The sequence below is a fragment of the Neorhizobium sp. USDA 3394 genome (assembly GCF_056280385.1).
Genome location: NZ_JBWCDU010000001.1, coordinates 4,159,773 through 4,183,546 on the forward strand (window position 1 = coordinate 4,159,773; position 23,774 = coordinate 4,183,546).

A 23,774-nucleotide genomic window follows, 5' to 3' on the forward strand; every position below is an offset into this window, starting at 1 on the left:
CTCACTTCTTCTTGGGCAGGCCCGGAAGACCGGGGAAACCGCCGCCGAGGCCGGGCAGCTTGGGCGTACCAAGTCCCGGCATGCCACCGCCCGGCATGCCCGGCATCGAGCCCGGCTTGAAGCCTGCGGCCTCCGCCTGCTTCTGCAGCGCTTCGAGCTGTTTCGGATCGAGCTTGGAAAGGTCGGGCATGCCGCCCATTCCACCCATTCCGCCGCCCATGCCGCCAAGACCCATCTTCGAGGCAAGGCCACCCATCATCTGCTTCATCATGCCGCCCTTGCCCTTGCCGCCCATCATTTTCATCATGTCGGCCATCTGGCGGTGCATTTTCAGAAGCTTGTTGATTTCGGCGGCATCCGTGCCGGAGCCGGCGGCGATGCGCTTCTTGCGGCTGTGCTTCAGCATGTCGGGATTGGCGCGCTCGGCCCTGGTCATCGACTGGATGATGGCGATATGGCGTGCGAACGTCTTGTCGCTCATTCCGGCGGCCGAGAGTTTGTCCTTCATGCCGCTCATGCCGGGCATAAGCCCCATGATGCCGCCCATGCCGCCGAGCGACTGCATCTGCTTCAGCTGTTCGGCCAGGTCGTTCAGGTCGAACTTGCCCTTGGCCATCTTCTCGGCCATGGCGCGCGCCTTGTCGGCGTCGATATTTTCCGCAGCCTTCTCGACCAGCGAGACGATGTCGCCCATGCCGAGAATGCGGTCGGCGATGCGGCGGGGATGGAATTCCTCCATCTCCGTCATCTTTTCGCCGGTACCAATCAGCTTGATCGGCTTGCCGGTGACAGCGCGCATCGAGAGCGCCGCGCCGCCGCGGCCGTCGCCGTCCATGCGGGTCAGCACGAGGCCGGTAATGCCGACGCGCTCGTCGAAATTGCGGGCGAGGTTGACGGCGTCCTGGCCGGTGAGCGAGTCGGCGACCAGCAGGATTTCATGCGGGTTGGAGCGGCGCTTGATCTCCGCCATCTCCGCCATCAGCGGCTCGTCGATATGGGTGCGGCCGGCGGTGTCGAGGATGACGACATCATGGCCGCCGAGCTTTGCGGCCTGCACGGCGCGGGCGGCGATCTCGGTCGGCGACTGGCCGGCAATGATCGGCAGCGTATCGACGCCGGTCTGGACGCCGAGCTGGCGGAGCTGTTCCTGGGCGGCCGGGCGGCGCGTGTCGAGCGATGCCATCAGCACCTTCTTGCGCTCGCGATCGGTCAGCCGCTTGGCGATCTTGCCCGTCGTCGTCGTCTTGCCGGAGCCCTGCAGGCCGACCATCATGATCACGACCGGGGCGACCGCATGCAGGTCGATGCCGACCCCTTCGGAGCCGAGCATCTCGATCAGCTCGTCATGGACGATCTTGACGACCATCTGGCCGGGCTTGATCGACTTCAGGACTTCGGCGCCAACGGCCTTTTCGCGCACCTTATCGGTAAAGGAGCGCACGACTTCCAGCGCCACGTCCGCTTCGAGCAGGGCACGGCGAACCTCGCGCAGAGCGGCGGACACATCCGCTTCGCTCAATGCGCCACGGCCGGTCAGTCCACTCAAGATGGAGCCAAGACGGTCCTGGAGGCTTTCGAACATCGTTTCTTCCTTCTCGCGTTTCGGATGACCGAAACGTCGGGTTCTCATCCGCCAAAAACAAGAGACAAAGCCAAAAAGCACCCGAGGGCGCAACGCGCTGTCGGGTGTTGACCTCCGGGCTCAGTCTATCGGCCCCGGTCGGCGGCTCCAAGTCGTAACTTGTCAGCAGATGGGCGGGCTTAAACAGCAAGCGGGTGGGAAAGTCAAGGCTGGCACGTCGACCTTGCCGCCCGCTTGCAGGGATATTCATTTCGACTATACTGAATATCCCTGCAGCGCTCCATCGGAGTGGATAGCCGTGTCTCTTTATATCCGTGACGACAAGGTCGATGCGCTGGCAAACGAGGTCATGCGGCGGCTTGGCACCAAGACCAAGACGGAGGCCGTGCGCGTGGCGCTGGAGAACGAGCTGAAACGGGTCGGCGAGGAGCTGTCTTTGGAGGAGCGCGTGAAACGGCTGCAGGACCGCGTCGCCGCTCGCATGGGGCCGCATGCCGTCGATTTCGATGAAAAGGCCTATATGGACGAGATGTGGGAAAGCTGATGTTTCTCGACGCATCGGCCGTGGTCGCCGTACTGACTCGCGAAAAAGAAGCCGAGGCCTTGCTTGCCAAGATAACCGGCTCCAGCCAGCTCATCCACTATTCATCGGTAACGATGTTCGAGGCGGTGATCGGAATTTCCCGAAAGACCGCAATCAGCCTTTACGGAGACCAGCGCCCCACTCCGCCTGAACTGATCGCGCAAGCGCAGCAGGACGTGGAAGAGTTCATGCTGAGTATCGGTGCCATTGAAGTCGCCTTTCCACATGGCTTGCATGTTGCGGCCCTCGAAGTGGCGCGAACCTATGGCCGGTTCGTCGGCCATCCGGCCAAGCTCAATTTCGGTGACTGCTTTTCCTATGCCGCTGCACGAGTGCTGAAACTGCCGCTCCTTTTCGTCGGCAACGATTTTTCCAGGACGGATATCGAGGTCGCGTAAATGTGTCCCCTCCCTCCGCAACGTCTCTTCCCACGTGCGAGAGGGCGCTGCTAGATAGCCATCATGAATCGACGAAAATTCCTGAAATGGTCCGGCATCGGTGCGATCGCCACCCTCGTGGGCGGGTTCGCGGCAAGGGGAGCCATGGCTGCCAACAAGTATTATTCCGGTCCGGTCTCCGATCATTTCGACGGAACGTATTTCTTCAATCCGGGTGGCGAGGAGCCGCGGGGCGGCCTCGACCTGCTGCGCTGGAAACTCGGCGGCAACAATATCGCCTGGCCGGACAGCTTTCCGAGCCCGTTTCCGCAGGCGGTGCCGGAAACACGCGTCTCGGGCGATCGGCTGACCGTTACCATGGTCGGCCATGCGGCGATGCTGATCCAGGTTGCCGGCCTCAACATCCTGACCGATCCGGTCTGGGACGATCGCGCCAGCCCGGTGCGTTTCGCCGGTCCGAAGCGGGTCAATCCGCCCGGCATCCGCATCGGCGACCTGCCGCCGATCGATGTCGTGCTGGTCACCCATAACCATTACGATCACATGGATCTTGAAACCCTCTGGGTTCTGCAGGGCCGCGACAAGCCGCATTTCGTCACGCCGCTCGGCAACGACGCGCTGATCCGTTCGCGTATCGAGGATGCGAAGATCACGGTGATGGATTGGGGCGGCCGCGAGGATATCGGTCCTAGCATCGTCCTGCATTGCGAGCCCTGCCATCACTGGTCGGCGCGCGGCGTAGGCGACCGGCGCATGGCGCTCTGGGCCGCCTTCGTTTTCGAAACCCCGGCTGGCAAGATCTACCATATCGGCGATACGGGCTTCCACCAGGGCATCAATTACCGCGCCGCGCGGGAAAAACACGGAGCTTTCCGGCTCGCCAACCTGCCGTTCGGCGCCTACGAACCGCGCTGGTTCATGCAGGCGCAGCACCAGAACCCGGACGAGGCGGTCGAGGGCATGCTTCTCTGTGACGCGGCTTTCGTCGCCGGTCATCATTGGGGCACGTTTGACCTCACCGACGAGGGGATTGAGGAGCCGTTGGCGGCGCTTCATGCCGCTCTCGACGCACGCCGCATTTCGCGCAGCCGTTTCCGGCCGATGCGGCCCGGCGAAGTCTTCGAGGTACCGGCGATTTCCGTCTGAGGACACCGGAACTGTTGCTGAAACGCGACAAATGGCCCGGATCAGCGAAAATTTCAGTCTCTGCCGCTGCAAGCGCGCGGTTGTCCAACGTGCTGATTTTGCATAAAAACATGATTTTTATAGTCATGTTTTGTCAATCTTCCTTGGATTCATTCCAAATCATTGATGTTGAATCATTTTTTAGGTGGCGCTAAACGCGGCCCGATTGGTCGGGCAGGTCCCGACCCTGGGGTTACGGACTTGGATATAAGCCTTATCGAGCAGTTGCAGCAGACCGAGGAGGGGAAGCTGCAGCGGTTCTTTCTTCGGCGCCTGCGCAACAGGGAGGATGCGGCGGACGCGACACAGGAGACCTTTCTGCGGCTGCTGACGGCATCGCCGAAGGAGGATCTGCGCAATCCGCATGCCTATCTTTTCCAGGTCGCCCGCTCCGTCGCCCATGGCATCACCGCCCGGCTGATGCGCGACAGCTCGCTTTTCGGCGATGAGTTGGACCAGACGCAGGTTGCCGACGACGCGCCGAGCCCGGAGCGCGTGGTCGCCGCCCGCCAGCAGCTCGGGCTTCTGATCGAGACGATTTCCTCCCTGCCGCCGAAATGCCGGGTCGTGTTCGTGCTCAGCCGTCTCGAAGGACTTTCCAACGGAGAGATTGCGGAGAAGCTCGGAATCTCCCGGAACATGGTTGAAAAACACATCATCCGTGCACTCATGGCTTGCCGTCAGGCCCGCCTTGCGGCATTGCCTCCCGCCGGGGGGATTGCGCATGACTAAGGTTTCAGACCAGGCGCGTGAGGATGCAATTGCGGAGGAGGCGGCAGGCTGGGTCGCGCGTCTCGGATCCCGCGACGCGACCGATGCCGATCGCCGCCGCTTCGAACTCTGGAAAATGCAGGATCCGGCTCATGCGGCCGCCTTTGAAGAGATGAGCTCTCTCTGGGGCGATCTCGCAGCGGTACCGCAAACGGTCGCGCCGCGCCGGCGCCGGGTGGTCGGCGGTGGCATTGCCGCCCTGCTTCTGATGGGCTGTCTTGGCATCATCGCCAACGAGACCGGCCTCATCGCCCGGTATCGTTCGGATTTCTACACGCCGGTCGGCGTCATCCGGCGCATCGACCTCAATGACGGGTCGGTGGTGACGCTCAACACCGATAGCGCAATCAAGGTGCGATATGGCCGGACCGAGCGCCGGATCGTGGTCCTGCGCGGCGAAGCCTTTTTCGAGGTGACCCCGAACCCGGCACGGCCTTTCGTCGTCAGCGGCGACGAAACCCAGGCGATCGCGCTCGGCACCCGCTATGCGGTGCGGGTCGGCGAGCGCGACGAGGTGATGGTCGAGGAGGGGCATGTGGCGGTGACCGCCGGCTCCCAGCGTGCGGTGCTCGAAACCGGAGGCACCGCCCATCTCGGCGCGGATGGCCGCCTGACGACCGGCTCCGGCGATGTCGCCGATCTGACGAGTTGGCGCGGCGGCAAGCTGGTCTTCTCCGGCCGGCCGCTCGGTGAGGTGCTCGGCCAGATCGGCCGTTACCAGCGGGGCCGCATCATGGTGCTCGACGACCAGGCCTCGCAGCTGCGGGTCAGCGGCGTCTTCGCCGTCACCGATGTCGATCAGGCTTTCACGGCGCTGCAGGAGAGCCTGCCGATCCGCATCATCCGGGTTTCCGACTGGATCACGCTGGTCCGTTCGCGCTGAAGACATGCCCATCGTAAAATTGACTCAAGAAATCATCTTTTTTCGAAAACCGACGTCAGGAGTTGGAGCCCCGTTTCACTCATAACCACCAGGGGCCGCGACAAGCGGTCACGATGTTTGAGTGCAGGGGGTTGAAATGAGTTTGAGGGGGCCGCTTTTTTCGCGGCATGTCCGGATCGCGCTTGGCTGCGCATCCTGGCTGGGCGGCATGGCTCCGGCCGTCGCACAGCAGCCGGCGCAAGGCGTTCAATCGCAGCAGGTCGCCGTTTCCATTCCCGCCGGGCCGCTTGAAAACGCACTTCTCGCACTCGGCCGCCAGACCGACCTGCGTCTCGTCTATCGCAGCGAAATCACTGCCGGGAAGACGACGGCCGGCGTGACCGGTTCGCTGACGCCGCCTGCCGCCCTGTCGCGGCTGCTCTCCGGCACTGGCGTTTCCTTCCGGTCAAGCGGCGGCAATACGGTGACGCTGGAGGCTGCAGCTGCGGGTTCGACGGCGAGCCCGCCGGATGCGTCGGATGATACGACGCTCGCGCCGATCGTGCTTCGCGACGGGGATAGCGAGGGCGTGGATACGCCTTACGAGACTGCGGGTTCCACCAGCTACATCACCGCCGAGCAGATCGAGCGGTTCCGCGGCTCGACGGCCGGCGATATCTTCAAGAACACGCCCGGCGTCATCTCCGCCAACAACCACAACGGTGGCGCCGTCAACGTCAATATCCGCGGCCTGCAGGGCCAGAACCGCGTCCGCGTTGCGATCGATGGCACGCAGCAGACCACCACGACCTGGCGCGGTTACGCCGGCGTCGACGACCGCACCTATATCGACCCGGACCTGATCGGCGGCGTCAGCATTTCCAAGGGCCCGTCGGGCGGCGCTGCCGGCGCCGGCGTCAACGGCGGCGTCGTCGGCATCCGAACGCTCAATGCGAAGGATATCGTCGAGGACGGCAAGGAGTATGGCGGCCGCATCAAGATCGGCGCGCAGGACAATACGACGTCCGATTTCACCATCAATGCCATGACCCAGCAGGCCGAATCCGCCGACTTCTTCGATTTCGAGAACGGTACCGGTTCGTTCGTGCTCGGAACGGTGCAGGACAATTTCGATTTCGTGACCGCCGGAGCACGCCGCTATCGCGGCAACTATTTCGCCGGCAATGATGGACCAACGATCTATAACACCAACGGCTTCACTGATGATCTTTCGTTCACGAAACCCGGTCACGAGGTATTCAATACATCGAGTGAATCCACCTCCTTCTTGGCCAAAGGCACGATCCACCTCGATGAGGACCAGAGCCTCGAGCTCGGTTATGTCCACTACGAAAGCACGTTCGGCGAGGCGATGCCGTCGATACTTTTCAACCAGATCGATGTTTACCGCCAGGCCAATCTCTCGGATGTGACGACGGACACATTCACCGCTCGCTACCGCTATAACCCGAGCGACGCGATCGATCTTAAGATCAACGCCTGGATGAGCATCGTTGACCAGACGAACATCGCGACCAGCTACGCCTTCTATCTGCCGCCATGGATCACCCCGGGGACGCGCCCGCCGGCCGACGATCCGCGATATGCAACGACCCATACCTATGGCGGCGACGTATCGAACACGAGCAAGTTCGATACCGATTTCGGCGCAGCCAGTTTGAACTACGGCGTGTCTTATCTGCTGGAAGACATTGACTCGAAACCCTATTGCAGCCGCGCCTATGCCACCGATGCTTGCGGTATCCCGATGAAGCCCAGCATTGGTTCACGCAGTATCGGCAGCGTCTTCACCTCTGGCGAATGGGAGGCGACGGACTGGCTAAAGTTCAATGCTGGTCTGCGCTATGATCATTATTGGCTGAAAGACGACGGTATTACGACCAAGACCGGCATCCGTGAGAAGGATGGCGGTCGCCTCAACCCCTCCATCAGCGCAACCATCGAGCCTCTCGACGGCCTGCAATTTTATGCGCTCTATGCAGAAGGCGTGCGACCGCCCACCATGCGCGAAACCATGGGGAATGACGGCAACGTCAAACAAAATCCATACCTCAAGCCGGAAGTGTCGCAGAACTGGGAAGTCGGTATCAATCTCAGCAGGGACGGGTTAATCACCGACACGGACTCCGCCCGATTGAAGCTCTCCTACTTCAACAACAGCTATACCGATTACATTTCTCGCGTCCCTAACATTGTACCGCCTCCGATTCCGCCTGGAACCGAAGCCTTCACGTTCGAAAACCTGGAAAAGGCAAGTTTCTCGGGTATCGAGCTTTCGGCCTCCTACGATTTCGGCATGTTCTTCGTCCAAGGTCAGATGACCTACTACACCGACTACGAGTTCTGCCGGAGAGGTTCTCCTTGCTCCGGCGAAACGGTGAGCAACGATTATGCAGCCAACCACATGCCGCCCGAACTGATGAAAATCCTAACCGTCGGCACGCGGCTTTTCGAGGACAAGCTGACCGCTGGCTTTCGCGTTACCCAAGCGGGTAAGCGCCTCTCGCCGGTCACCCAGGGTGCCCGCCAATATACCGGCATGTGGGTGCCCTATACGACCGTCGATGCCTTCGCGACCTATAAGATCACGGAAAACTTGACATTCGACCTCCAGGCCGAAAACTTGACCGATCGTTTCTACATTGATGCCCTTGATGGCTGGAACCCTGCGCCGGGACGGACGATCCGGGCCTCGTTGACCGCCAAATTCTAAAAATATTCGAAACGGAAGACATATGCAGATCGAACTCGAAACCCCCGCCGCGCCGACCCGCATCCAGCGCCTCAAAGCCCTGACCGACGCCACCCATGAGCGCCTCGACACGCGCATCATGGCGGCCGATCCCTTCGCCAGCCGCGAGCGTTACGCGCTGTTCCTTTCCGTGCAGCACCATTTTCACGCCGATGTCGATCCGCTGTTTACCGATCCGCGGTTGAACCGCCTCGTCCCCGATCTTCCGAGCCGCGTCCGGCTTGAAGCGCTGCGGCAGGATATCGCCGACGTGACCGGACGCGAGCCGCCCGTTCTCACCGCCGGAACCGGTGGGCTCACTATCCCGGCCGCACTCGGCTGGCTCTACGTCGCCGAGGGCTCGAACCTCGGCGCCGCCTTCCTCCTGAAGCAGGCGGCAAGGCTCGGCCTGTCCGAAGAATTCGGCGCCCGCCACCTCGCCGGCCACCCCGCCGGCCGCGGCCTGCACTGGCGCACCTTCGTCGCCGCCTTCAACGGGTTCGACATGTCCGAGGCGGAGGAAGCGGACATGGCCGAAGGCGCCAAGGCGGCGTTCCGGCGGGTGCATGTGCTGGTGGATGAGTTTTTCGTGTGATGGGCGCCGGTTTCCCCGCCATGGCGTTAGGGCGATTGCACGTGGGTCGCGAGGCGGTGCGGCATCCCTAAGTCTCCCCCTTGTGGGGAGGGTGCCCGGCAGGGCGGGAGGGGTGTTGATGCGGAACCAAGTTCCCTCCAACCCTGCCTGGGTTGAGCCACTCGTCTCAACCCGTCCTGCGGACCCCCACAAGGGGGAGGGGCTCCACGCACCGCCCCATCCCCTCATATGCGAACGTCCTGCCAAGGCGGGGGAGAATGGAATCCACATCCTACGCAGTTGAGTGTTGGAATTCCAAGAGAGGGGGCGTGACCCACAATGCTCCGCCGGAATGTTTCGCGAGACGCTCGCGGCGGCTAAGGCCGGTGCCACGCCAAGGGCATTGCCTCACCCCCACTGGTAATTCCCTGCCTTTTCCGCCATATACAGCCCGATAAGCGGGCAGATGGCCCGGAATGGATTAATGTCATGACGGAACTGGTGGAATTCGCGCGGATGAACGGGCTTGGCAACAAGATCCTGGTCGTCGACATGCGCGGACGCACCGACATGGTGACGCCGCAAGCCGCGATTGCGCTGAATGCCGATCCCGCCACCCAGTTCGACCAGATCATGGCTATCCACGATCCGAAGGCTCAAGGCACCGATGCCTGGGTCGACATCCTCAATTCCGACGGTTCGAAGGCGCAGGCCTGCGGCAATGGCATGCGCTGCGTCGTGCAGGCGCTCAGCGCCGAGACCGGCCGCAAGACCTTTACCTTCCAGACCGTCGCCGGCATCCTCAATGCCGTCGAGCATGAGGACGGCACGATTTCGGTCGACATGGGCAAGCCGGTCTTCGAATGGGACCGCATTCCGCTTGCCGAGGAATTTTTCGACACCAGCCGGATCGAGCTGCAGATCGGCCCGATCGACGCGCCGATCCTGCATTCGCCATCCGCCATGTCGATGGGCAACCCGCATGCCATCTTCTGGGTGACAAGCGATCCGATGAGCTTCGACCTCGAACGGTTCGGGCCGCTGCTGGAAAACCATCCGATGTTTCCGGAAAAGGCCAATATCACGCTGGCGCAGGTCACCTCGAAGTCGTCGCTGCGCACCCGCACCTGGGAACGTGGCGCCGGCCTGACGCTTGCCTGCGGTTCGGCGGCCTGTGCCGCCGCCGTCTCCGCCGCCCGTACCGGGCGCACCGGCCGCACGGTGACGATCGACGTCGCCTCCAGCCCGGTCCGCCAGCCGCTGGTCATCGAGTGGCGCGGTGACGATCACGTCGTCATGACCGGTCCGGCCGAGTGGGAATGGTCCGGCAAGGTCGATCCGACTATCGGAACCTTTACCCGTGACACAGTGCAGGATGCCGACGGCCCGGAGGCTCGGGTCAATTGAGCGGCGTCGAGGTCATCACCTTCGGCTGTCGGCTCAACACCTATGAATCGGAAGTGATGCGGGCAGAGGCCGAAAAGGCCGGGCTCAACAACGCCATCCTGGTCAATACCTGCGCCGTGACCGGCGAGGCCGTGCGCCAGGCCCGCCAGGCGATCCGCCGGGCGCGGCGCGAAAACCCGCATGCCCGCATCATCGTCACCGGCTGCGCCGCCCAGACAGAAAAAGACACCTTTGCCGAGATGGCCGAAGTCGATGCCGTGCTTGGCAACGAGGAGAAGCTGAAGAGCTCGTCCTATCAGGCTTTGCCGGATTTCGGCGTCTCGGCGGAAGAGAAACTCCGTGTCAACGACATCATGAGCGTGCGCGCCACCGCGCCGCAGATGGTGAAGCATATCGACGGCCATGTGCGCGCCTTCATCCAGGTGCAGAACGGCTGCGATCACCGCTGCACCTTCTGCATCATCCCCTATGGCCGCGGCAATTCCCGCTCGGTGCCGATGGGCGCCGTGGTCGACCAGGCCCGGCGGCTCACCGAAAGCGGTTATCGCGAGATCGTGCTGACCGGCGTCGATGCCACCAGCTATGGCGCCGATCTCCCCGGCCAGCCGTCGCTCGGGCTTCTCGCCAAGACGCTGCTCAAACAGGTGCCGGAGATCCTGCGCCTTCGCCTGTCCTCGATCGACAGTATCGAGGCGGACAGACACCTCTGGGACCTGATCGCCGACGAGCCGCGGTTCATGCCGCATCTGCATCTGTCGCTGCAGCATGGCGACGACATGATCCTCAAGCGGATGAAGCGCCGCCATTCGCGCGCCGAGGCGCTCGCCTTCACCGAACAGGCGCGGCGCTTGCGGCCCGAGATCGCCTTCGGGGCGGATATGATCGCCGGTTTCCCGACCGAGACCGAAGAGATGTTCGAGAATGCCGCGACGCTTTCGGAAGAGGCCGGCATCTCCTTCCTGCACGTCTTCCCCTATAGCCCGCGCTCGGGCACGCCGGCTGCCCGCATGCCGCAGGTCGATCGGGCTGTCGTCAAGGACCGGGCGGCGCGGCTGCGCGCGCGCGGCGAGGTGCTGCATCGCGTCCATCTCGACCGCATGGTCGGCACCGAGCAGGCGATCATCGTCGAGAACAACGGCATGGCGCATACGGAAAACTTTTCGCTGGTGGCCGTGCCTCGCCTCGTTCCCCGCGAGTTCAAGCGCGTTATGATTACCGGCCATAACGGCAAACATCTGGAAATGCAGGTCACGTCCGCCCTTGTCCCATCTCGGGCGGCGTAACCGGAACAGGTTCTCATGGCATTGGGCTTCATCAAACGCGTCTTCACCTTCGGCAAGCCCGCCGAGGAACCGGTTCCCGATGCCGGAAGGCCGGAGGACGTTGCCGCCATCCAGGCGGAACTGGAGCCGAAGTCGCGCGACGAAGACCTGCCGGTTTCGCCCGTTGATCCTGTCGCACCGGCTGAGATCGAGACGGCTGGTGGGCCGGTTTCGGATGTGGCGGCAGAAAATGTCGATCTGTCTGAGGTGGAGACTGCCGACGACGACGAGACGGCGCTGCTTTCCGGTGTCGAAGCCGCATCCGATATCGGCATGGTGCCACTGTCGCTATTGCAGGCGGAAGCGGAGGCCGAGGAAGACGCCGTTGGATCGGCGGAAGCACCCCCCTCTGTCCTGTCGGACATCTCCCCCTCAAGGGGGGAGATCACGGATGAGCCGCCTCTTTCCCATTCTACCGACAGTGTTGCTGCTGCGGACTCGAAGTCTGTTTTAGGGCAAGGAGCTACCCACGATTCGATCTCCCCCCTTGAGGGGGAGATGTCCGGCAGGACAGAGGGGGGTGAGGCGCGGTCTGCAGAGCAGAGCAATCGATCCAGTGAATCGATTGCAGCAACGAACGCCCTGAGCCAAAGCGAAGGGCTGGAGCCGCCGCCCGAGCCCACCCTCCCCAGAGGTTTCTCCACCGCCCGCCCGGAACCCACGCCCGAACCCGTCGCCCCCCAGCCGAAACTCACCTGGTTCCAGCGCCTGCGCGCCGGCCTTGCGCGCACGTCGTCGCAGCTCACCGGCCAGATCAGTGCGCTCTTCACCAAGCGCAAGCTCGACGACGACACGCTGGAACAGCTCGAAGACCTGCTGATCCAGGCCGATCTCGGCGTCGAGACCGCGATGCGGGTCACCGGCGCGCTGTCTTCCGAGCGTTACGGCAAGGACGTCACCGGCGAGGATGTGTCGCGGATCATGGCGGCCGAAATCACCAGGGTTCTGGCGCCAGTCGCAAAGCCGCTGGCGCTCGACCTCAATCACAAGCCGCATGTCATCCTCGTCGTCGGCGTCAACGGCACCGGCAAGACCACGACGATCGGCAAGCTGGCGGCAAAACTGTCAGGCTCCGGCCTCAAGGTCATGCTCGCCGCCGGCGACACGTTTCGCGCGGCCGCGATCGAGCAGCTGAAGATCTGGGCGGACCGCACCGGCTCGGGCTTCATCGGCACCAAGCTCGGCGCCGATGCGGCTGGGCTTGCCTATGATGCCTACGAGCAGGCGCGTGCCAACAAATCGGACGTCCTGATCATCGATACCGCCGGCCGGCTGCAGAACCGCACCGAGCTGATGGCCGAGCTCGAAAAGATCGTCCGCGTGCTCGGCAAGCTCGATCCCGACGCGCCGCATACGGTGCTGCAGACGCTGGACGCCACGACTGGCCAGAACGCCATGAACCAAGTCGAGATTTTCCGCAATGTTGCTGGCGTCAGCGGCCTGATCATGACCAAGCTCGACGGCACGGCGCGTGGCGGCATTCTCGTGGCGATCGCCGCCAAGCACAAGCTGCCGGTCTATTTCATCGGGGTCGGCGAGGGTGTAGACGATCTCGAACCCTTCGAGGCGCAGGATTTTGCGCGCGCCATTGCCGGGATTGCCCATTGATGCCACAAATCTGCCTTGGCATCCGCGCAGGGCCAAGGCAGGATTAAGCAGGTTTGACCATTATATGAAATTCGAAAGCGACACGACGCCCACCGCCGCCGACCGGCACCATCCGATGCTGAAGCTCGCGCTTGAGCTCGGGCCGCTGCTCGTCTTCTTCTTCGCCAATCTGCGCGGAGAATGGCTTGCCGCGACTTTTCCGTGGCTTTCGGTGCTCGGCGGCCCGCTTTTCATCGCCAGCGGCCTGTTCATGCTCGCGACCGTCATTTCGCTTGTCGTCTCGAAGATCGTTCTCGGGCACCTGCCCATGATGCCCTTCATTTCCGGCATCGTCGTGCTTGTCTTCGGCGGGCTCGGCATCTGGCTGCAGGACGAGCTGTTCTTCAAGATGAAGCCGACCATCATCAACACGCTGTTCGGCGTCGTGCTGCTCGGCGGCCTGCTGTTCGGCAAATCGCTCCTCGGCTATGTGTTCAATGCGGCCTTCCAGCTCGATGATGCCGGCTGGCGCAAGCTCACCATCCGCTGGGGTGTGTTCTTCCTGTTCCTTGCAGTCCTCAACGAAATCGTCTGGCGCGGCGCGAACGCCTATTACCTGCCCGACGTCAAGGCGGCGGATAACTTCTGGGTCGCCTTCAAGGTCTGGGGTACGATGCCGATCACGCTGATCTTCACCATGACGCAGATGCCGCTGATCATGCGCCACACGGTCCAGGACCCGGCAGGCGAAGCCGAGGTCGAAAAGTGACGGCAGCGGATTTCTCCCCATCGAGTTCGTCCTCCCGGCGCTGGCTTCTCGCCGCGCTCGTCCTGTTTCTGCTCCAGATCGCCATTCTCTACGTGATGGGACGCATTCCGATCTGCGAATGCGGATATGTGAAGCTCTGGGAAGGCGGGGTGAATACCAGCGGCAATTCGCAGCATCTCTCCGACTGGTACACGCCCTCGCACATCATCCACGGTTTCCTCTTCTACGGTCTCGGCTGGCTGATCCTGCGCCGTGCGCCGCTGACGGCCCGGCTGTCGCTGGCGGTGCTGATCGAGGCAGCCTGGGAGATCGCCGAGAATTCGCCTCTGATCATCGACCGCTACCGCACCGCGACCATGGCGCTCGGTTATACCGGCGACAGCATCCTCAATTCGGCGATGGACACGGTCTTCATGGCGCTCGGCTTCTTCGCCGCCTCGCGCCTGCCGGTCTGGCTGACGATCGCGATCGCGATCTTCTTCGAGCTTGCGACCGGCTACATCATCCGCGACAACCTGACGCTCAACGTGCTGATGCTCGTCTGGCCGGTGGATGCGGTGCGGGTGTGGCAGGGCGGGCTGTAGGTTTCGGCTGCGGGCGAGGAAAAAAACCCCTCCCGGCCTGCCGGCCACCCTCCCCACAAGGGGGAGAGAGACCAAGCCGCGATGCTCGTGTCAAACCATAGACCTCGATTGTTGGCTCAAGATCGCCGCTTGATCGAAGATATGACTACTCTCATTATTGAAGACATCCCTGTTCACGACGGGGAACTGCGAGCAGGCGGTATATATCCCTCCCCCTTGTGGGGAGGGTGCCCGGCAGGGCGGGAGGGGTCTTTAACCGGAGACGATTTAACCCACCCATGAAAAATGCCCCCAACAGCGTCAATGCTTTGCGGACATTCACTTCCCCGCTCGTCCCCGGCTATCCGAAACCACCCCATAATCACCCCGTCATCGGATGGGAGACCGGGTTCGCGAACCGGCATCCTCGTCCAAGGGTTTTCGGACCCCGGTTTCCGGTGATGGTTGCGAAGGCGATAGACGAGGGCTCGGCAATCCTCATTCGACCGCCGAAAGCAGCCGGGGCAGGCACAAACCACCTACCTCCCACATACCCGATACCGCCTGCCCCATTCCCAAAGCAAAACCGCGCCGGAGAAGACGTCCGGCGCGGCCAAAACTGCTGGCGCTTAATCAGCCCTTCGCCGAAGCCTTCTCGATCGCCGGCAGGAGATCCTGCGTCAGGCTGCGAGCGTCGAAGGGACCGACCTTCTTGTAGAGGATCGTGCCGTCAGGCGCGACCAGATAGCTTTCCGGAATGCCGTAGACACCCCAGTCGATCGCCGCCTTGCCGTTCGGATCGACGCCGATCGCCTTGTAAGGGTTGCCGAGTTCGCCGAGGAAACGCAGCGCGTTGTCGTTGCGGTCCTTGTAGTTGATGCCGACGATGGTGAGCCGGCTATCGTTCGCCAGCTCCTTCAGGATCGGATGTTCCTGCCGGCAGGGCACGCACCAGGAGGCGAAGACGTTGACCAGCGTCAGCTTGCCGGTGATCGCGGCAGACGTCAGTGCTGCGGTGTTCGAGCCCTCCAGCGGTGGAAGGGCCAGCGACGGCGCCTTCTTGCCGATCAGGGCGGAGGGAATGGCCGAGACGTCACGGCCGTTGACGTCCTGGTCGTAGAGCATCTTGCCGGCGACGGCGGCAAAACCCAGGAAGATCACCAGCGGGATCAGCGGCAGTGCATAACGCGCCAGGCTTTTGCGCGCGGCGGGCTGGTTTTCGGTCTCGATGCTCATCCCGCGTCACCTGTCGGCTGGGCGGAACGGCGGCGGATGCCGGAGGCTTCGAGCTCGGCCAGTTCCTGCCTGCGGGTGCGACCGTCCAGCCAGGTCCAGGCGATCAGACAGAGGATGACGATCGCCGTAACGGCATAGGACATGGCGATGTAGAAGGTATGGGTCATGGTTTTACGCCTCCCGCCCGGCCAAACGCGCGGCCATGCGGCGCTGGGCGGCGACGCGGCGGCGCCAGATCTCGTTGCGCATCGCCATCACATGCAGGGTGAAGAACAGCAGGGTGAAGGCGATCGCCATGATCAGCAGCGGCCAGAGGAATTCCCGGTCGATGGTCGGGCCGCCCATGCGGATGACGCTTGCCGGCTGGTGCAGCGTATTCCACCAGTCGACCGAGAACTTGATGATCGGGATGTTGACGAAGCCGACGAGGATCAGCACGGCCGAGACGCGCGCCGCCCTCGACGGGTCGTCCATGGCGCGGTTGAGCGCGATCAGGCCGAGATACATGAGGAAGAGCACGAAGACGGAGGTGAGGCGCGCGTCCCAGACCCACCAGGTCCCCCACATCGGCCTGCCCCAGAGGGAGCCGGTGGCGAGCGCGATCAGCGTGAAGGCGGCGCCGAGCGGGGCTGCCGCCTTGTGCGACACGTCGGCGAGGGGATGGCGCCAGACCAGCGTGCCGATCGCCGAAACGGCCATGACCGTGTAGCACATCATCGACAGCCAGGCGGAGGGCACATGCACATACATGATGCGCACCGTAAGGCCCTGCTGGTAATCGCCCTCGGTGGTGAAGCTGAGATAGAGCCCGATCGCGAACAGGATCGCGGTGGCCGCCGCCATAAAGGGGAGGATGCGGGCCGCCAAAGCCAGAAACCGCGTCGGGTTGGCCAGGTCGCTGAACTTGCTGATGGCGAGGCTGTCGGTCATGGGCACTTTCTAATCTGCGCGCGGAAAAGCAGCTTGATCCCGGTCAACCCGATCCGATTCAACCTGATCCTGATCAATCCGATTCTAGTCAATCGCCGGCATTGCGCAACGCCAGTGCCGCACCGAGCGGGCCGAGCACGGCAAAAAACATCGTGATTGCCACCAATATCAAGAAAGGCGGCATAAACGGGGCAGGGTCCTCGACAGCCGCATAGGAAGCGCTGACCCCGAAGATCAGCACGGGGATCGCGAGCGGCAGGACAAGGATCGAGACGAGCAGCCCGCCACGCGGCAGGGCGACCGCGACCGCCGCGCCGACCGCGCCGATGAAGGTCAGCGCCGGCGTGCCGACCAGCAGCGTCAGCATGGTGGCGCCGATCGCCACCTCGTCCATGTTCATGAACAGGCCGAGCAGCGGCGAGGCGATCACCAGCGGCAGGCCGTTGCCGAGCCAGTGGGCGAGGCATTTGACCAGCACGGTCAGGACGAGCGGATGTTCCTGCATCAGAAGAAGGTCGAGCGACCCGTCCTCGCGCTCGGTCTGAAACAGGCGGTCGAGGCCGAGCAGGGCCGACAGCAGCGCGCCGATCCAGACGATCGCCGGGCCGATGCGGGAGAGAAGGTTGAGATCCGGGCCGACGGCGAAGGGGATGACGGCGACGACGGTCATGAAGAAGAGGACACCGATCAGGGCGCCGCCGCCGGCGCGGACGGAGAGTTTGAGGTCGCGGAGGAGGAGGGCTGTCATGATCTGGCCTCTCGCCGGGGTTTACCCCCCTCTGCCCTGCCGGGCATCTCCCCCTCAAGGGGGGAGATCGGCAAGGCGCAAGACCTTCGCCAAACGTTGACCGCTTGGGCAGCGGAGAGCGCAGATTTCATATTGATGACGATATTTATGCTGGTGATGGTACGTCGAGACCTAACTTGGGGGCAGGACGGCAACTCCATCCGATCTCCCCCCTTGAGGGGGAGATGCCCGGCAGGGCAGAGGGGGGTAGCCACAGGCAGGACGATCACCATCTTCCCTCCCCAACACCCGCAAACCCCGTCATCCGCAGTTCCTTGGCATTCTCCAGCCCCAGCGGCTGATGGGTCGCCGCCAGTAAAATACCGCCAGCCGCAAGATGCGCCTTGATCAGCTCCGTGAACACACCCTCCGCACTCACATCGAGCGCCGCAGTCGGCTCGTCCAATATCCAGACCGGCCGATACGCGACGAGCAGCTTGGCAAACGCCATGCGGCGCTGCTGGCCGGCGGAGAGATAACCGAAGGGAAGATGGACGATACCCCCGAGGCCCACGGCGTCGGCGGCCTCGCCCGGCGGGATACCCTTGCCGTCCTGCGTGTCGCCGAGGAAGTCCTTCCAGAAAGCGAGATTCTCAAAGACCGTCAACTCAGCCTTCATCGCATTGCGGTGGCCGAGATAATGGCAGGCCTCGGCGGCGCGCATGCCCGAATCGGCACTGTCCGAAATCCCGGTGACGCGACCGGTCTCCGGGCGCAGCAATCCGGCCACGACCCGCAGCAGGGTCGATTTTCCCGATCCGTTGCGGCCGGTCAGGACCAGGCTTTCACCGGCTCCGAGGTCAAAGGAGATATCCGTGAAAATCAGGTCTTCGCCGCGCCTCGCGCTCAAATTTTCGGCGACAAGCCGCATGCGGGAGACCTTCATTAAGATTTTAATCATCGCGATCCGAAAATTTATTCGGAATGCGCGTCAAGCGTCTGGAACCCTTCTTAGAAATTATCTATAAGCACTGCAACCACGCCAGCGGCCGGCGTGATTTCAATCTTCCGCCGAACCTGAAGATCCCAAAAAATCTTCTCGTGCGGACAGCGGAAATGGTCGTACCCGCATCCTGATGTGCATGAAGTGCATAGGCGTCCGCACGCGCGTGTTGGCTCTTTAATCAGCGGGGTTTATTCCGTGGCTAAGTCTCTCGACAGTTTCAATTGTCGCTCCATCCTTACCGTAGGCGGTAAGGATTACGTTTACTACAGCCTTCCCAAGGCTGAGCAAAACGGTCTTGCCGGCGTCTCGAAGCTGCCCTTCTCCATGAAGGTGCTGCTCGAAAACCTGCTCCGCTTCGAAGACGGCCAGTCCGTCACCAAGGAACAGATCCTTACCGTTGCCGAATGGCTGAACAACAAGGGTCTCACGGAAGCAGAAATCGCCTACCGTCCGGCCCGCGTGCTGATGCAGGACTTCACCGGCGTTCCCGCCGTCGTCGACCTTGCCGCGATGCGCGACGCGATGGTTTCGCTCGGCGGCGATCCGGAAAAGATCAACCCGCTCGTTCCCGTCGATCTCGTCATCGACCACTCGGTCATCGTCGACGAATTCGGCACCCCGACCGCGTTTGCGAAGAACGTCGAGCTCGAATACGAGCGCAACGGCGAGCGCTACCGCTTCCTGAAGTGGGGCCAGCAGGCGTTCAAGAATTTCCGCGTCGTTCCTCCGGGTACCGGCATCTGTCACCAGGTCAACCTCGAATATCTCGGCCAGACGGTCTGGACCAAGGAAGAGGACGGCGAAACGATCGCTTATCCAGACACCTGCGTCGGCACCGATTCGCACACCACGATGATCAACGGCCTCGGCGTTCTCGGCTGGGGGGTGGGCGGTATCGAAGCGGAAGCCTCCATGCTCGGCCAGCCGGTCTCGATGCTGCTGCCTGAGGTCATCGGCTTCAAGCTCACCGGCAAGCTGAAGGAAGGCGTCACCGCGACCGACCTCGTGCTGACCGTCGTGCAGATGCTGCGCAAGAAGGGCGTGGTTTCCAAGTTCGTCGAATTCTTCGGTCCGGGCATGGACAACATGCCGCTCGCCGACCGTGCGACGATCGGCAACATGGGTCCGGAATACGGCGCGACCTGCGGCTTCTTCCCCGTAGACGGCGAAACCATCAACTACCTGACCATGTCCGGCCGCACGCTTGAGCGGATCGCGCTGGTCGAGGCCTATTCCAAGGTCCAAGGCATGTGGCGCGAAGGCGACGGTTCCGACCTCGTCTTCACCGATACGCTCGAACTCGACCTCAACGACGTCGTGCCTTCCATGGCCGGCCCGAAGCGTCCGGAAGGCCGCATCTCGCTCGACAAGATCGCTTCCGGTTTCGCCGGTTCGCTCGATACCGAGTACAAGAAGCCCGGCCAGCTCGACAATCGTTACCCGGTCGAGGGCACGGATTTCGATCTCGGCCATGGCGACGTGGCGATTGCCGCGATCACGTCCTGCACCAACACCTCCAACCCGTCGGTGCTGATCGCTGCCGGCCTTCTCGCCCGCAACGCGGTTGCCAAGGGCCTGAAGTCGAAGCCGTGGGTCAAGACCTCGCTTGCACCGGGATCCCAGGTCGTCGGCGAATACCTTGCCAAGTCCGGCCTGCAGGCCGATCTCGACAAGCTCGGCTTCAATCTGGTCGGCTTCGGCTGCACCACCTGCATCGGCAATTCCGGCCCGCTGCCGGCGCCGATCTCGAAGACGATCAACGACAAGGGCCTGATCGCCGCCGGCGTGCTCTCGGGCAACCGTAACTTCGAAGGCCGTATTTCTCCGGACGTCCAGGCGAACTACCTCGCCTCGCCTCCGCTCGTCGTCGCCTATGCGCTGGCCGGTTCGGTCCAGAAGGATCTGACCACGGAACCGCTCGGCGAAGACCAGAACGGCAACCCGGTCTTCCTCAAGGACATCTGGCCGACCTCGAAGGAAGTCCAGGAATTCATCCTGAAATACGTCACCCGCGAACTTTACGAAACCAAGTATGCGGACGTCTTCAAGGGCGATGCGAACTGGCAGGCGGTCAAGGTTCCCCCGGGCCAGACCTATGCCTGGGACGACAATTCGACCTATGTGCAGAACCCGCCCTACTTCGTCGGCATGGGCAAGACCGGTTCCGGCCTCAAGAACATCAAGGGCGCCCGCGTCCTCGGTCTCTTCGGCGACAAGATCACCACCGACCACATCTCGCCGGCCGGTTCGATCAAGGCTGCTTCGCCGGCCGGTGCGTACCTGACGGGCCATGGCGTCGGCGTTGCCGACTTCAACCAGTACGGCACGCGTCGCGGCAACCATGAAGTGATGATGCGCGGCACGTTCGCCAACATCCGCATCCGCAACTACATGCTCGGCCCGAACGGCAAGGAAGGCGGCTACACCTTCCACTATCCGTCCAAGGAAGAGATGTCGATCTACGACGCGGCCATGAAGTACAGGGAAGAGGGCGTTCCGCTGGTCATCTTCGCCGGCGTCGAATACGGCAACGGTTCGTCGCGCGACTGGGCCGCGAAGGGCACCAATCTTCTCGGCGTCAAGGCGGTCATCGCCCAGTCCTTCGAGCGTATCCACCGCTCGAACCTGGTCGGCATGGGCGTCGTTTCCCTTCGTCTTCGAAGAGGGCACGACCTGGGCCAGCCTCGGCCTCAAGGGCGACGAGACAGTCGAGATTCTCGGTCTCGAAGGCGACATCAAGCCGCGCGAATGGAAGACCGCCAAGATCACCTACGGCGACGGCACGGTGAAGGAAATCAACATCCTCTGCCGCATCGATACGCTCGACGAGGTCATCTACATGAACAATGGCGGCATCCTGCAGACCGTTCTGCGCGACCTCGCTGCCTGATTTGGCAAGTTCTCCCCCTGGTCTAGCCAGGGGGAGTTTCCCCTTATGCTCATGCTTTTTCTCCCTCATTCCTGTGCTCGTCACAGGAATCCAGCCAGCCCAAGTCTTTGGGCTGAAAAGAGTCTTCCGACCCGATAGACATCGGGTCACTGGATTCCTGTGACAAGCACAGGAATGAGGGTGGGTGGTGTCTTCTGTCCCAACCAAATCGCGACGCCGGCTCATTTTGCCAGGCAACTATCCAAACACCCAAGGTCCCTTGCCCTTGACCGTCGTCATCCTCATCGGAATGGCCGTCACCGTTTTCCTGACATCGCTGCTCTCGGGAATTTTCGGCATGGCGGGCGGGCTTATCCTGCTCTGGGTGCTGCTTTTCCTCTTTCCCGTCGGTACCGCGATCGCCATCCACGGCGTCATCCAGACGGTCTCGAACGGGTCGCGCGCCTGGTTCTCGCGCGCCTATATCGACTACCGCATTCTCGGCATCCTGGGCCTCGGGCTCGTCATCTCGAGCATCATCCTGCTGATCGTCGACTATCAGCCGGATCTCATCGTCGTGTCGATCGCCATCGGGCTGATGCCGATCCTCGTCTGGATGCCGGTCTCGAAACTGCGGCTCGATGCCTCGAAACCGCTGCATGCACTGGCCTGCGGGCTGATCGCCGGAGCGCTGACGGTCGGCGTCGGCGTGTCGGGGCCGACGATCGACATTTTCTTCATCCGCACGACGATGGACCGGCGCAAGGTGATCGCCACCAAGGCTGCGGTACAGGTCGCCTCGCATGCAACGAAGGTGGTGTTCTACTGGAATGCGGCCTCTGACCTGCCGGCTGCCGAGTGGATTGCGGTGCTGGTCGCGGCGCCGATCGCGATCCTCGGGGCGCGGGCCGGCAACGACATACTGCAGAAGATGACCGACCAGAATTTCCGCGCCTGGACGCGTTGGATCGTCACCGGCGTAGGTGCCGTTTATTTTACTCAAGGCCTGCTCAAACTGATTTGACCTCGGCGCGTTTTTCGCGAAGTTTGATGTCCAGGGAAACGCATTCGGAAACCGATCAAATATCCGGTCTTCACCCCTTCGTGACTTTCTCTTGAGGGGGGCTGGTGGTTACTTTCCGCCATCCCGTGCGTTAGGCCCTTGATCGCCGCGAGCAATCGTGGATAACAGTTGCCCTGATAAAAAGGTCTGCCACCCATGCCCTCTCGTTTTCGCTCCGTACTCCTTGTTGCGGGCCTGTTCTATGCGGGCGCTGCATTTGCAGGAGAGGTCAGGGCGCCGAAGGGCGTGATCGAACTCTTTACCTCCCAGGGCTGCTCCTCCTGCCCGCCGGCCGACGCCGCTCTGGGTGAGTTGGTGGCGCAGGGAGACATGGTCGTGCTTTCCTACCATGTCGATTACTGGAACTATCTCGGCTGGACCGACACACTGAGTTCCAAGGAAAATACCGAGCGTCAATATGGTTATGCCAAGACGCTGGGCCGGAGCGGGGTCTATACTCCCCAGGCCGTCATCAACGGCCGAGATCATGTCAAGGGCACCGACCTCACGATCATCAACGACAAGGTGAAGGCACTCGGCCAAACCGGCAAGGGGCTCGACGTCCCGGTCACCGCGGCGATGCGCGGCGACGAAATCGAAATCGAGATCGGCGACGGCAAGGGGCAGGCTGACGTCGTCGTCGCGTATTTCACAAAGCGCCAGCTGGTGGATGTCACCAAGGGTGAAAACAGCGGCAAGACGATGGAATATTGGCACGCCGTCTACGACGTGCAGTCGGTCGGCACCTGGAACGGCCAGAGCATGAAGCTGACCCTGCCGGGCAAGCTGATGGGCAAGTCGAAGAAGGATGGCTGCGCGATCCTGCTGCAGACATCCGGCCCGGGCGGCGAGCCTGCGGCAATTCTCGGCGCGACCGTGCTGATGGCAGGCCGCAAAAAATACTGACCGCGGGTGCGGTTCCTAGCTTGCCTGATTGTGCGTGAACTCTTGTTGGCGGCCCGATCCAATAACATTGGGGGGCTGGGGGTAAGGGTCAATGCACCAGACCGGGCCATATGGCGCTGAAAACGGCGCCAACCAACGATGCCAATCTCGCTTCGAAATCGGGCACTCTTTTGTTCGAAATGGGGCAAGAATAAAATCGTGACGGTTCGTTCCGGGCGAATTGCCGGGTTGATTTTTACGGCCTCTCGGGCACACTGTCACATCTCTGACATTTGACGATTTGGGAGTCTTGATGACAGATCAGCCGGATTTACCCGGGAGCCAGAGACCCCGGGACGCAGCCGTCGTCGTCGATCTCAGTGAATATCGGCAGAACCGCGATCCCGCACCGGTCACCTTCCACCGGCGCGAACTCGATGCGATTTTAAGGATTTACGGCCGAATGGTCGGCGAGGGGGAGTGGAAGGACTACGCGATCGACCATCTCAAGGACCGGGCCGTGTTCTCCGTCTTCAAACGCTCCGGCGAAAGCCCGCTCTTCCGAATCGAAAAGAACCCGAAGCTCGCTGGCAAGCAGGGCGCCTACTCCGTGATGAACACCCATGGCATGATCATGAAACGCGGCCATGAACTGCCGCAGGTGCTCAAGGTGTTCGACAAGGTGCTGAAACTGATCGACTGA

At 62.3% G+C, this 23,774-nt stretch carries 21 protein-coding genes and 1 pseudogene; 16 read left to right on the top strand and 6 right to left on the bottom strand.

Going from position 1 to position 23,774, the window contains the following annotated elements:
- Position 1 precedes the first annotated feature (1 nt).
- Positions 2-1,582, bottom strand: a complete 1,581-nt coding sequence (gene ffh, locus ACZ9EJ_RS20355) for a signal recognition particle protein (protein WP_046631812.1) — start codon at positions 1,580-1,582, stop codon at positions 2-4.
- Positions 1,583-1,880: 298 nt separating this feature from the next.
- Between ffh and ACZ9EJ_RS20360 the strand changes: the two genes are divergently transcribed.
- From ACZ9EJ_RS20360 to ACZ9EJ_RS20415, 12 genes are all read left to right on the top strand, one after another.
- Positions 1,881-2,126, top strand: coding sequence for a type II toxin-antitoxin system VapB family antitoxin (locus ACZ9EJ_RS20360; protein WP_046640159.1), 246 nt, complete (start codon positions 1,881-1,883; stop codon positions 2,124-2,126).
- A complete protein-coding gene (locus ACZ9EJ_RS20365; RefSeq protein ID WP_046640158.1) occupies positions 2,126-2,563 on the top strand; it encodes a type II toxin-antitoxin system VapC family toxin in 438 nt (145 codons plus the stop codon). The genes ACZ9EJ_RS20360 and ACZ9EJ_RS20365 overlap by 1 nt, the downstream gene beginning before the upstream one ends.
- A gap of 63 nt (positions 2,564-2,626) precedes the next feature.
- The gene (locus ACZ9EJ_RS20370) at positions 2,627-3,709 is read left to right on the top strand and encodes an MBL fold metallo-hydrolase (RefSeq protein WP_046640157.1); all 1,083 of its coding nucleotides are present in this window, start codon (positions 2,627-2,629) and stop codon (positions 3,707-3,709) included.
- 240 nt (positions 3,710-3,949) lie between these two features.
- Complete coding sequence (locus ACZ9EJ_RS20375; protein ID WP_046640156.1) at positions 3,950-4,480, top strand: RNA polymerase sigma factor; 531 nt, start codon at positions 3,950-3,952, stop codon at positions 4,478-4,480.
- Positions 4,473-5,402, top strand: coding sequence for a FecR family protein (locus ACZ9EJ_RS20380; protein WP_046640155.1), 930 nt, complete (start codon positions 4,473-4,475; stop codon positions 5,400-5,402). The genes ACZ9EJ_RS20375 and ACZ9EJ_RS20380 overlap by 8 nt, the downstream gene beginning before the upstream one ends.
- Positions 5,403-5,538: 136 nt before the next feature.
- On the top strand, positions 5,539-8,115 hold the full coding sequence (locus ACZ9EJ_RS20385) for a TonB-dependent receptor (RefSeq protein WP_080955720.1): 2,577 nt from the start codon (positions 5,539-5,541) through the stop codon (positions 8,113-8,115).
- Positions 8,116-8,137: 22 nt separating this feature from the next.
- Entirely contained in the window at positions 8,138-8,728 is a 591-nt protein-coding gene (locus ACZ9EJ_RS20390) for a biliverdin-producing heme oxygenase (RefSeq protein ID WP_046640153.1), read from the top strand.
- Between the two features lie 468 nt (positions 8,729-9,196).
- Positions 9,197-10,114, top strand: a complete 918-nt coding sequence (dapF, locus tag ACZ9EJ_RS20395; protein WP_046640152.1) for a diaminopimelate epimerase — start codon at positions 9,197-9,199, stop codon at positions 10,112-10,114.
- Positions 10,111-11,397, top strand: a complete 1,287-nt coding sequence (gene mtaB / locus ACZ9EJ_RS20400; RefSeq protein WP_046640151.1) for a tRNA (N(6)-L-threonylcarbamoyladenosine(37)-C(2))-methylthiotransferase MtaB — start codon at positions 10,111-10,113, stop codon at positions 11,395-11,397. The genes dapF and mtaB overlap by 4 nt, the downstream gene beginning before the upstream one ends.
- A gap of 15 nt (positions 11,398-11,412) precedes the next feature.
- Entirely contained in the window at positions 11,413-13,044 is a 1,632-nt protein-coding gene (gene ftsY, locus ACZ9EJ_RS20405; RefSeq protein ID WP_046640150.1) for a signal recognition particle-docking protein FtsY, read from the top strand.
- A gap of 64 nt (positions 13,045-13,108) precedes the next feature.
- Complete coding sequence (locus ACZ9EJ_RS20410) at positions 13,109-13,792, top strand: septation protein A (protein ID WP_046640149.1); 684 nt, start codon at positions 13,109-13,111, stop codon at positions 13,790-13,792.
- A complete protein-coding gene (locus tag ACZ9EJ_RS20415) occupies positions 13,789-14,376 on the top strand; it encodes a DUF2585 domain-containing protein (protein WP_046640148.1) in 588 nt (195 codons plus the stop codon). The genes ACZ9EJ_RS20410 and ACZ9EJ_RS20415 overlap by 4 nt, the downstream gene beginning before the upstream one ends.
- A gap of 612 nt (positions 14,377-14,988) precedes the next feature.
- Here the strand turns inward: ACZ9EJ_RS20415 and ACZ9EJ_RS20420 are convergent.
- The 5 genes from ACZ9EJ_RS20420 to ccmA form a co-directional block, all read right to left on the bottom strand.
- Entirely contained in the window at positions 14,989-15,591 is a 603-nt protein-coding gene (locus tag ACZ9EJ_RS20420; protein WP_046640147.1) for a DsbE family thiol:disulfide interchange protein, read from the bottom strand.
- Positions 15,588-15,758 (bottom strand): heme exporter protein CcmD, encoded by a 171-nt coding sequence (gene ccmD / locus ACZ9EJ_RS20425; RefSeq protein WP_046640146.1) that lies wholly within the window; start codon positions 15,756-15,758, stop codon positions 15,588-15,590. Before ccmD ends, ACZ9EJ_RS20420 begins: the two co-directional genes overlap by 4 nt.
- Positions 15,759-15,762: 4 nt before the next feature.
- Positions 15,763-16,521 carry a heme ABC transporter permease gene (locus ACZ9EJ_RS20430; RefSeq protein WP_046640145.1) on the bottom strand — a complete coding sequence of 253 codons (759 nt, stop codon included), beginning with the start codon at positions 16,519-16,521 and terminating at the stop codon, positions 15,763-15,765.
- An 88-nt stretch (positions 16,522-16,609) separates the two neighbouring features.
- Positions 16,610-17,269: a heme exporter protein CcmB gene (gene ccmB, locus ACZ9EJ_RS20435; RefSeq protein ID WP_046631843.1), complete on the bottom strand. Its 660-nt coding sequence runs from the start codon at positions 17,267-17,269 to the stop codon at positions 16,610-16,612.
- A 265-nt stretch (positions 17,270-17,534) separates the two neighbouring features.
- Complete coding sequence (gene ccmA / locus ACZ9EJ_RS20440; protein WP_046640210.1) at positions 17,535-18,179, bottom strand: heme ABC exporter ATP-binding protein CcmA; 645 nt, start codon at positions 18,177-18,179, stop codon at positions 17,535-17,537.
- 270 nt (positions 18,180-18,449) lie between these two features.
- Here ccmA and acnA point away from each other — a divergent pair.
- From acnA to ACZ9EJ_RS20460, 4 genes and pseudogenes are all read left to right on the top strand, one after another.
- A pseudogene (acnA, locus tag ACZ9EJ_RS20445) lies at positions 18,450-21,144 on the top strand (aconitate hydratase AcnA).
- A gap of 265 nt (positions 21,145-21,409) precedes the next feature.
- Positions 21,410-22,147, top strand: a complete 738-nt coding sequence (locus ACZ9EJ_RS20450; RefSeq protein WP_251089817.1) for a sulfite exporter TauE/SafE family protein — start codon at positions 21,410-21,412, stop codon at positions 22,145-22,147.
- Between the two features lie 195 nt (positions 22,148-22,342).
- Positions 22,343-23,092, top strand: a complete 750-nt coding sequence (locus ACZ9EJ_RS20455) for a DUF1223 domain-containing protein (protein ID WP_046631848.1) — start codon at positions 22,343-22,345, stop codon at positions 23,090-23,092.
- Between the two features lie 292 nt (positions 23,093-23,384).
- Entirely contained in the window at positions 23,385-23,774 is a 390-nt protein-coding gene (locus ACZ9EJ_RS20460) for a DUF2794 domain-containing protein (protein WP_046631850.1), read from the top strand.

Bases quoted from the DNA above. Each gene is read 5' to 3' on its own strand.
- ccmD (WP_046640146.1), bottom strand. From the start codon at position 15,758: ATGACCCATACCTTCTACATCGCCATGTCCTATGCCGTTACGGCGATC.
- ACZ9EJ_RS20455 (WP_046631848.1), top strand. From the start codon at position 22,343: ATGCCCTCTCGTTTTCGCTCCGTACTCCTTGTTGCGGGCCTGTTCTAT.
- ACZ9EJ_RS20365 (WP_046640158.1), top strand. From the start codon at position 2,126: ATGTTTCTCGACGCATCGGCCGTGGTCGCCGTACTGACTCGCGAAAAA.
- ACZ9EJ_RS20410 (WP_046640149.1), top strand. From the start codon at position 13,109: ATGAAATTCGAAAGCGACACGACGCCCACCGCCGCCGACCGGCACCAT.
- ACZ9EJ_RS20380 (WP_046640155.1), top strand. From the start codon at position 4,473: ATGACTAAGGTTTCAGACCAGGCGCGTGAGGATGCAATTGCGGAGGAG.
- ftsY (WP_046640150.1), top strand. From the start codon at position 11,413: ATGGCATTGGGCTTCATCAAACGCGTCTTCACCTTCGGCAAGCCCGCC.
- ACZ9EJ_RS20420 (WP_046640147.1), bottom strand. From the start codon at position 15,591: ATGAGCATCGAGACCGAAAACCAGCCCGCCGCGCGCAAAAGCCTGGCG.
- ACZ9EJ_RS20460 (WP_046631850.1), top strand. From the start codon at position 23,385: ATGACAGATCAGCCGGATTTACCCGGGAGCCAGAGACCCCGGGACGCA.
- ACZ9EJ_RS20390 (WP_046640153.1), top strand. From the start codon at position 8,138: ATGCAGATCGAACTCGAAACCCCCGCCGCGCCGACCCGCATCCAGCGC.
- ACZ9EJ_RS20370 (WP_046640157.1), top strand. From the start codon at position 2,627: ATGAATCGACGAAAATTCCTGAAATGGTCCGGCATCGGTGCGATCGCC.
- ACZ9EJ_RS20385 (WP_080955720.1), top strand. From the start codon at position 5,539: ATGAGTTTGAGGGGGCCGCTTTTTTCGCGGCATGTCCGGATCGCGCTT.
- ffh (WP_046631812.1), bottom strand. From the start codon at position 1,582: ATGTTCGAAAGCCTCCAGGACCGTCTTGGCTCCATCTTGAGTGGACTG.
- dapF (WP_046640152.1), top strand. From the start codon at position 9,197: ATGACGGAACTGGTGGAATTCGCGCGGATGAACGGGCTTGGCAACAAG.
- ccmB (WP_046631843.1), bottom strand. From the start codon at position 17,269: ATGACAGCCCTCCTCCTCCGCGACCTCAAACTCTCCGTCCGCGCCGGC.
- ACZ9EJ_RS20430 (WP_046640145.1), bottom strand. From the start codon at position 16,521: ATGACCGACAGCCTCGCCATCAGCAAGTTCAGCGACCTGGCCAACCCG.
- ccmA (WP_046640210.1), bottom strand. From the start codon at position 18,179: ATGCGGCTTGTCGCCGAAAATTTGAGCGCGAGGCGCGGCGAAGACCTG.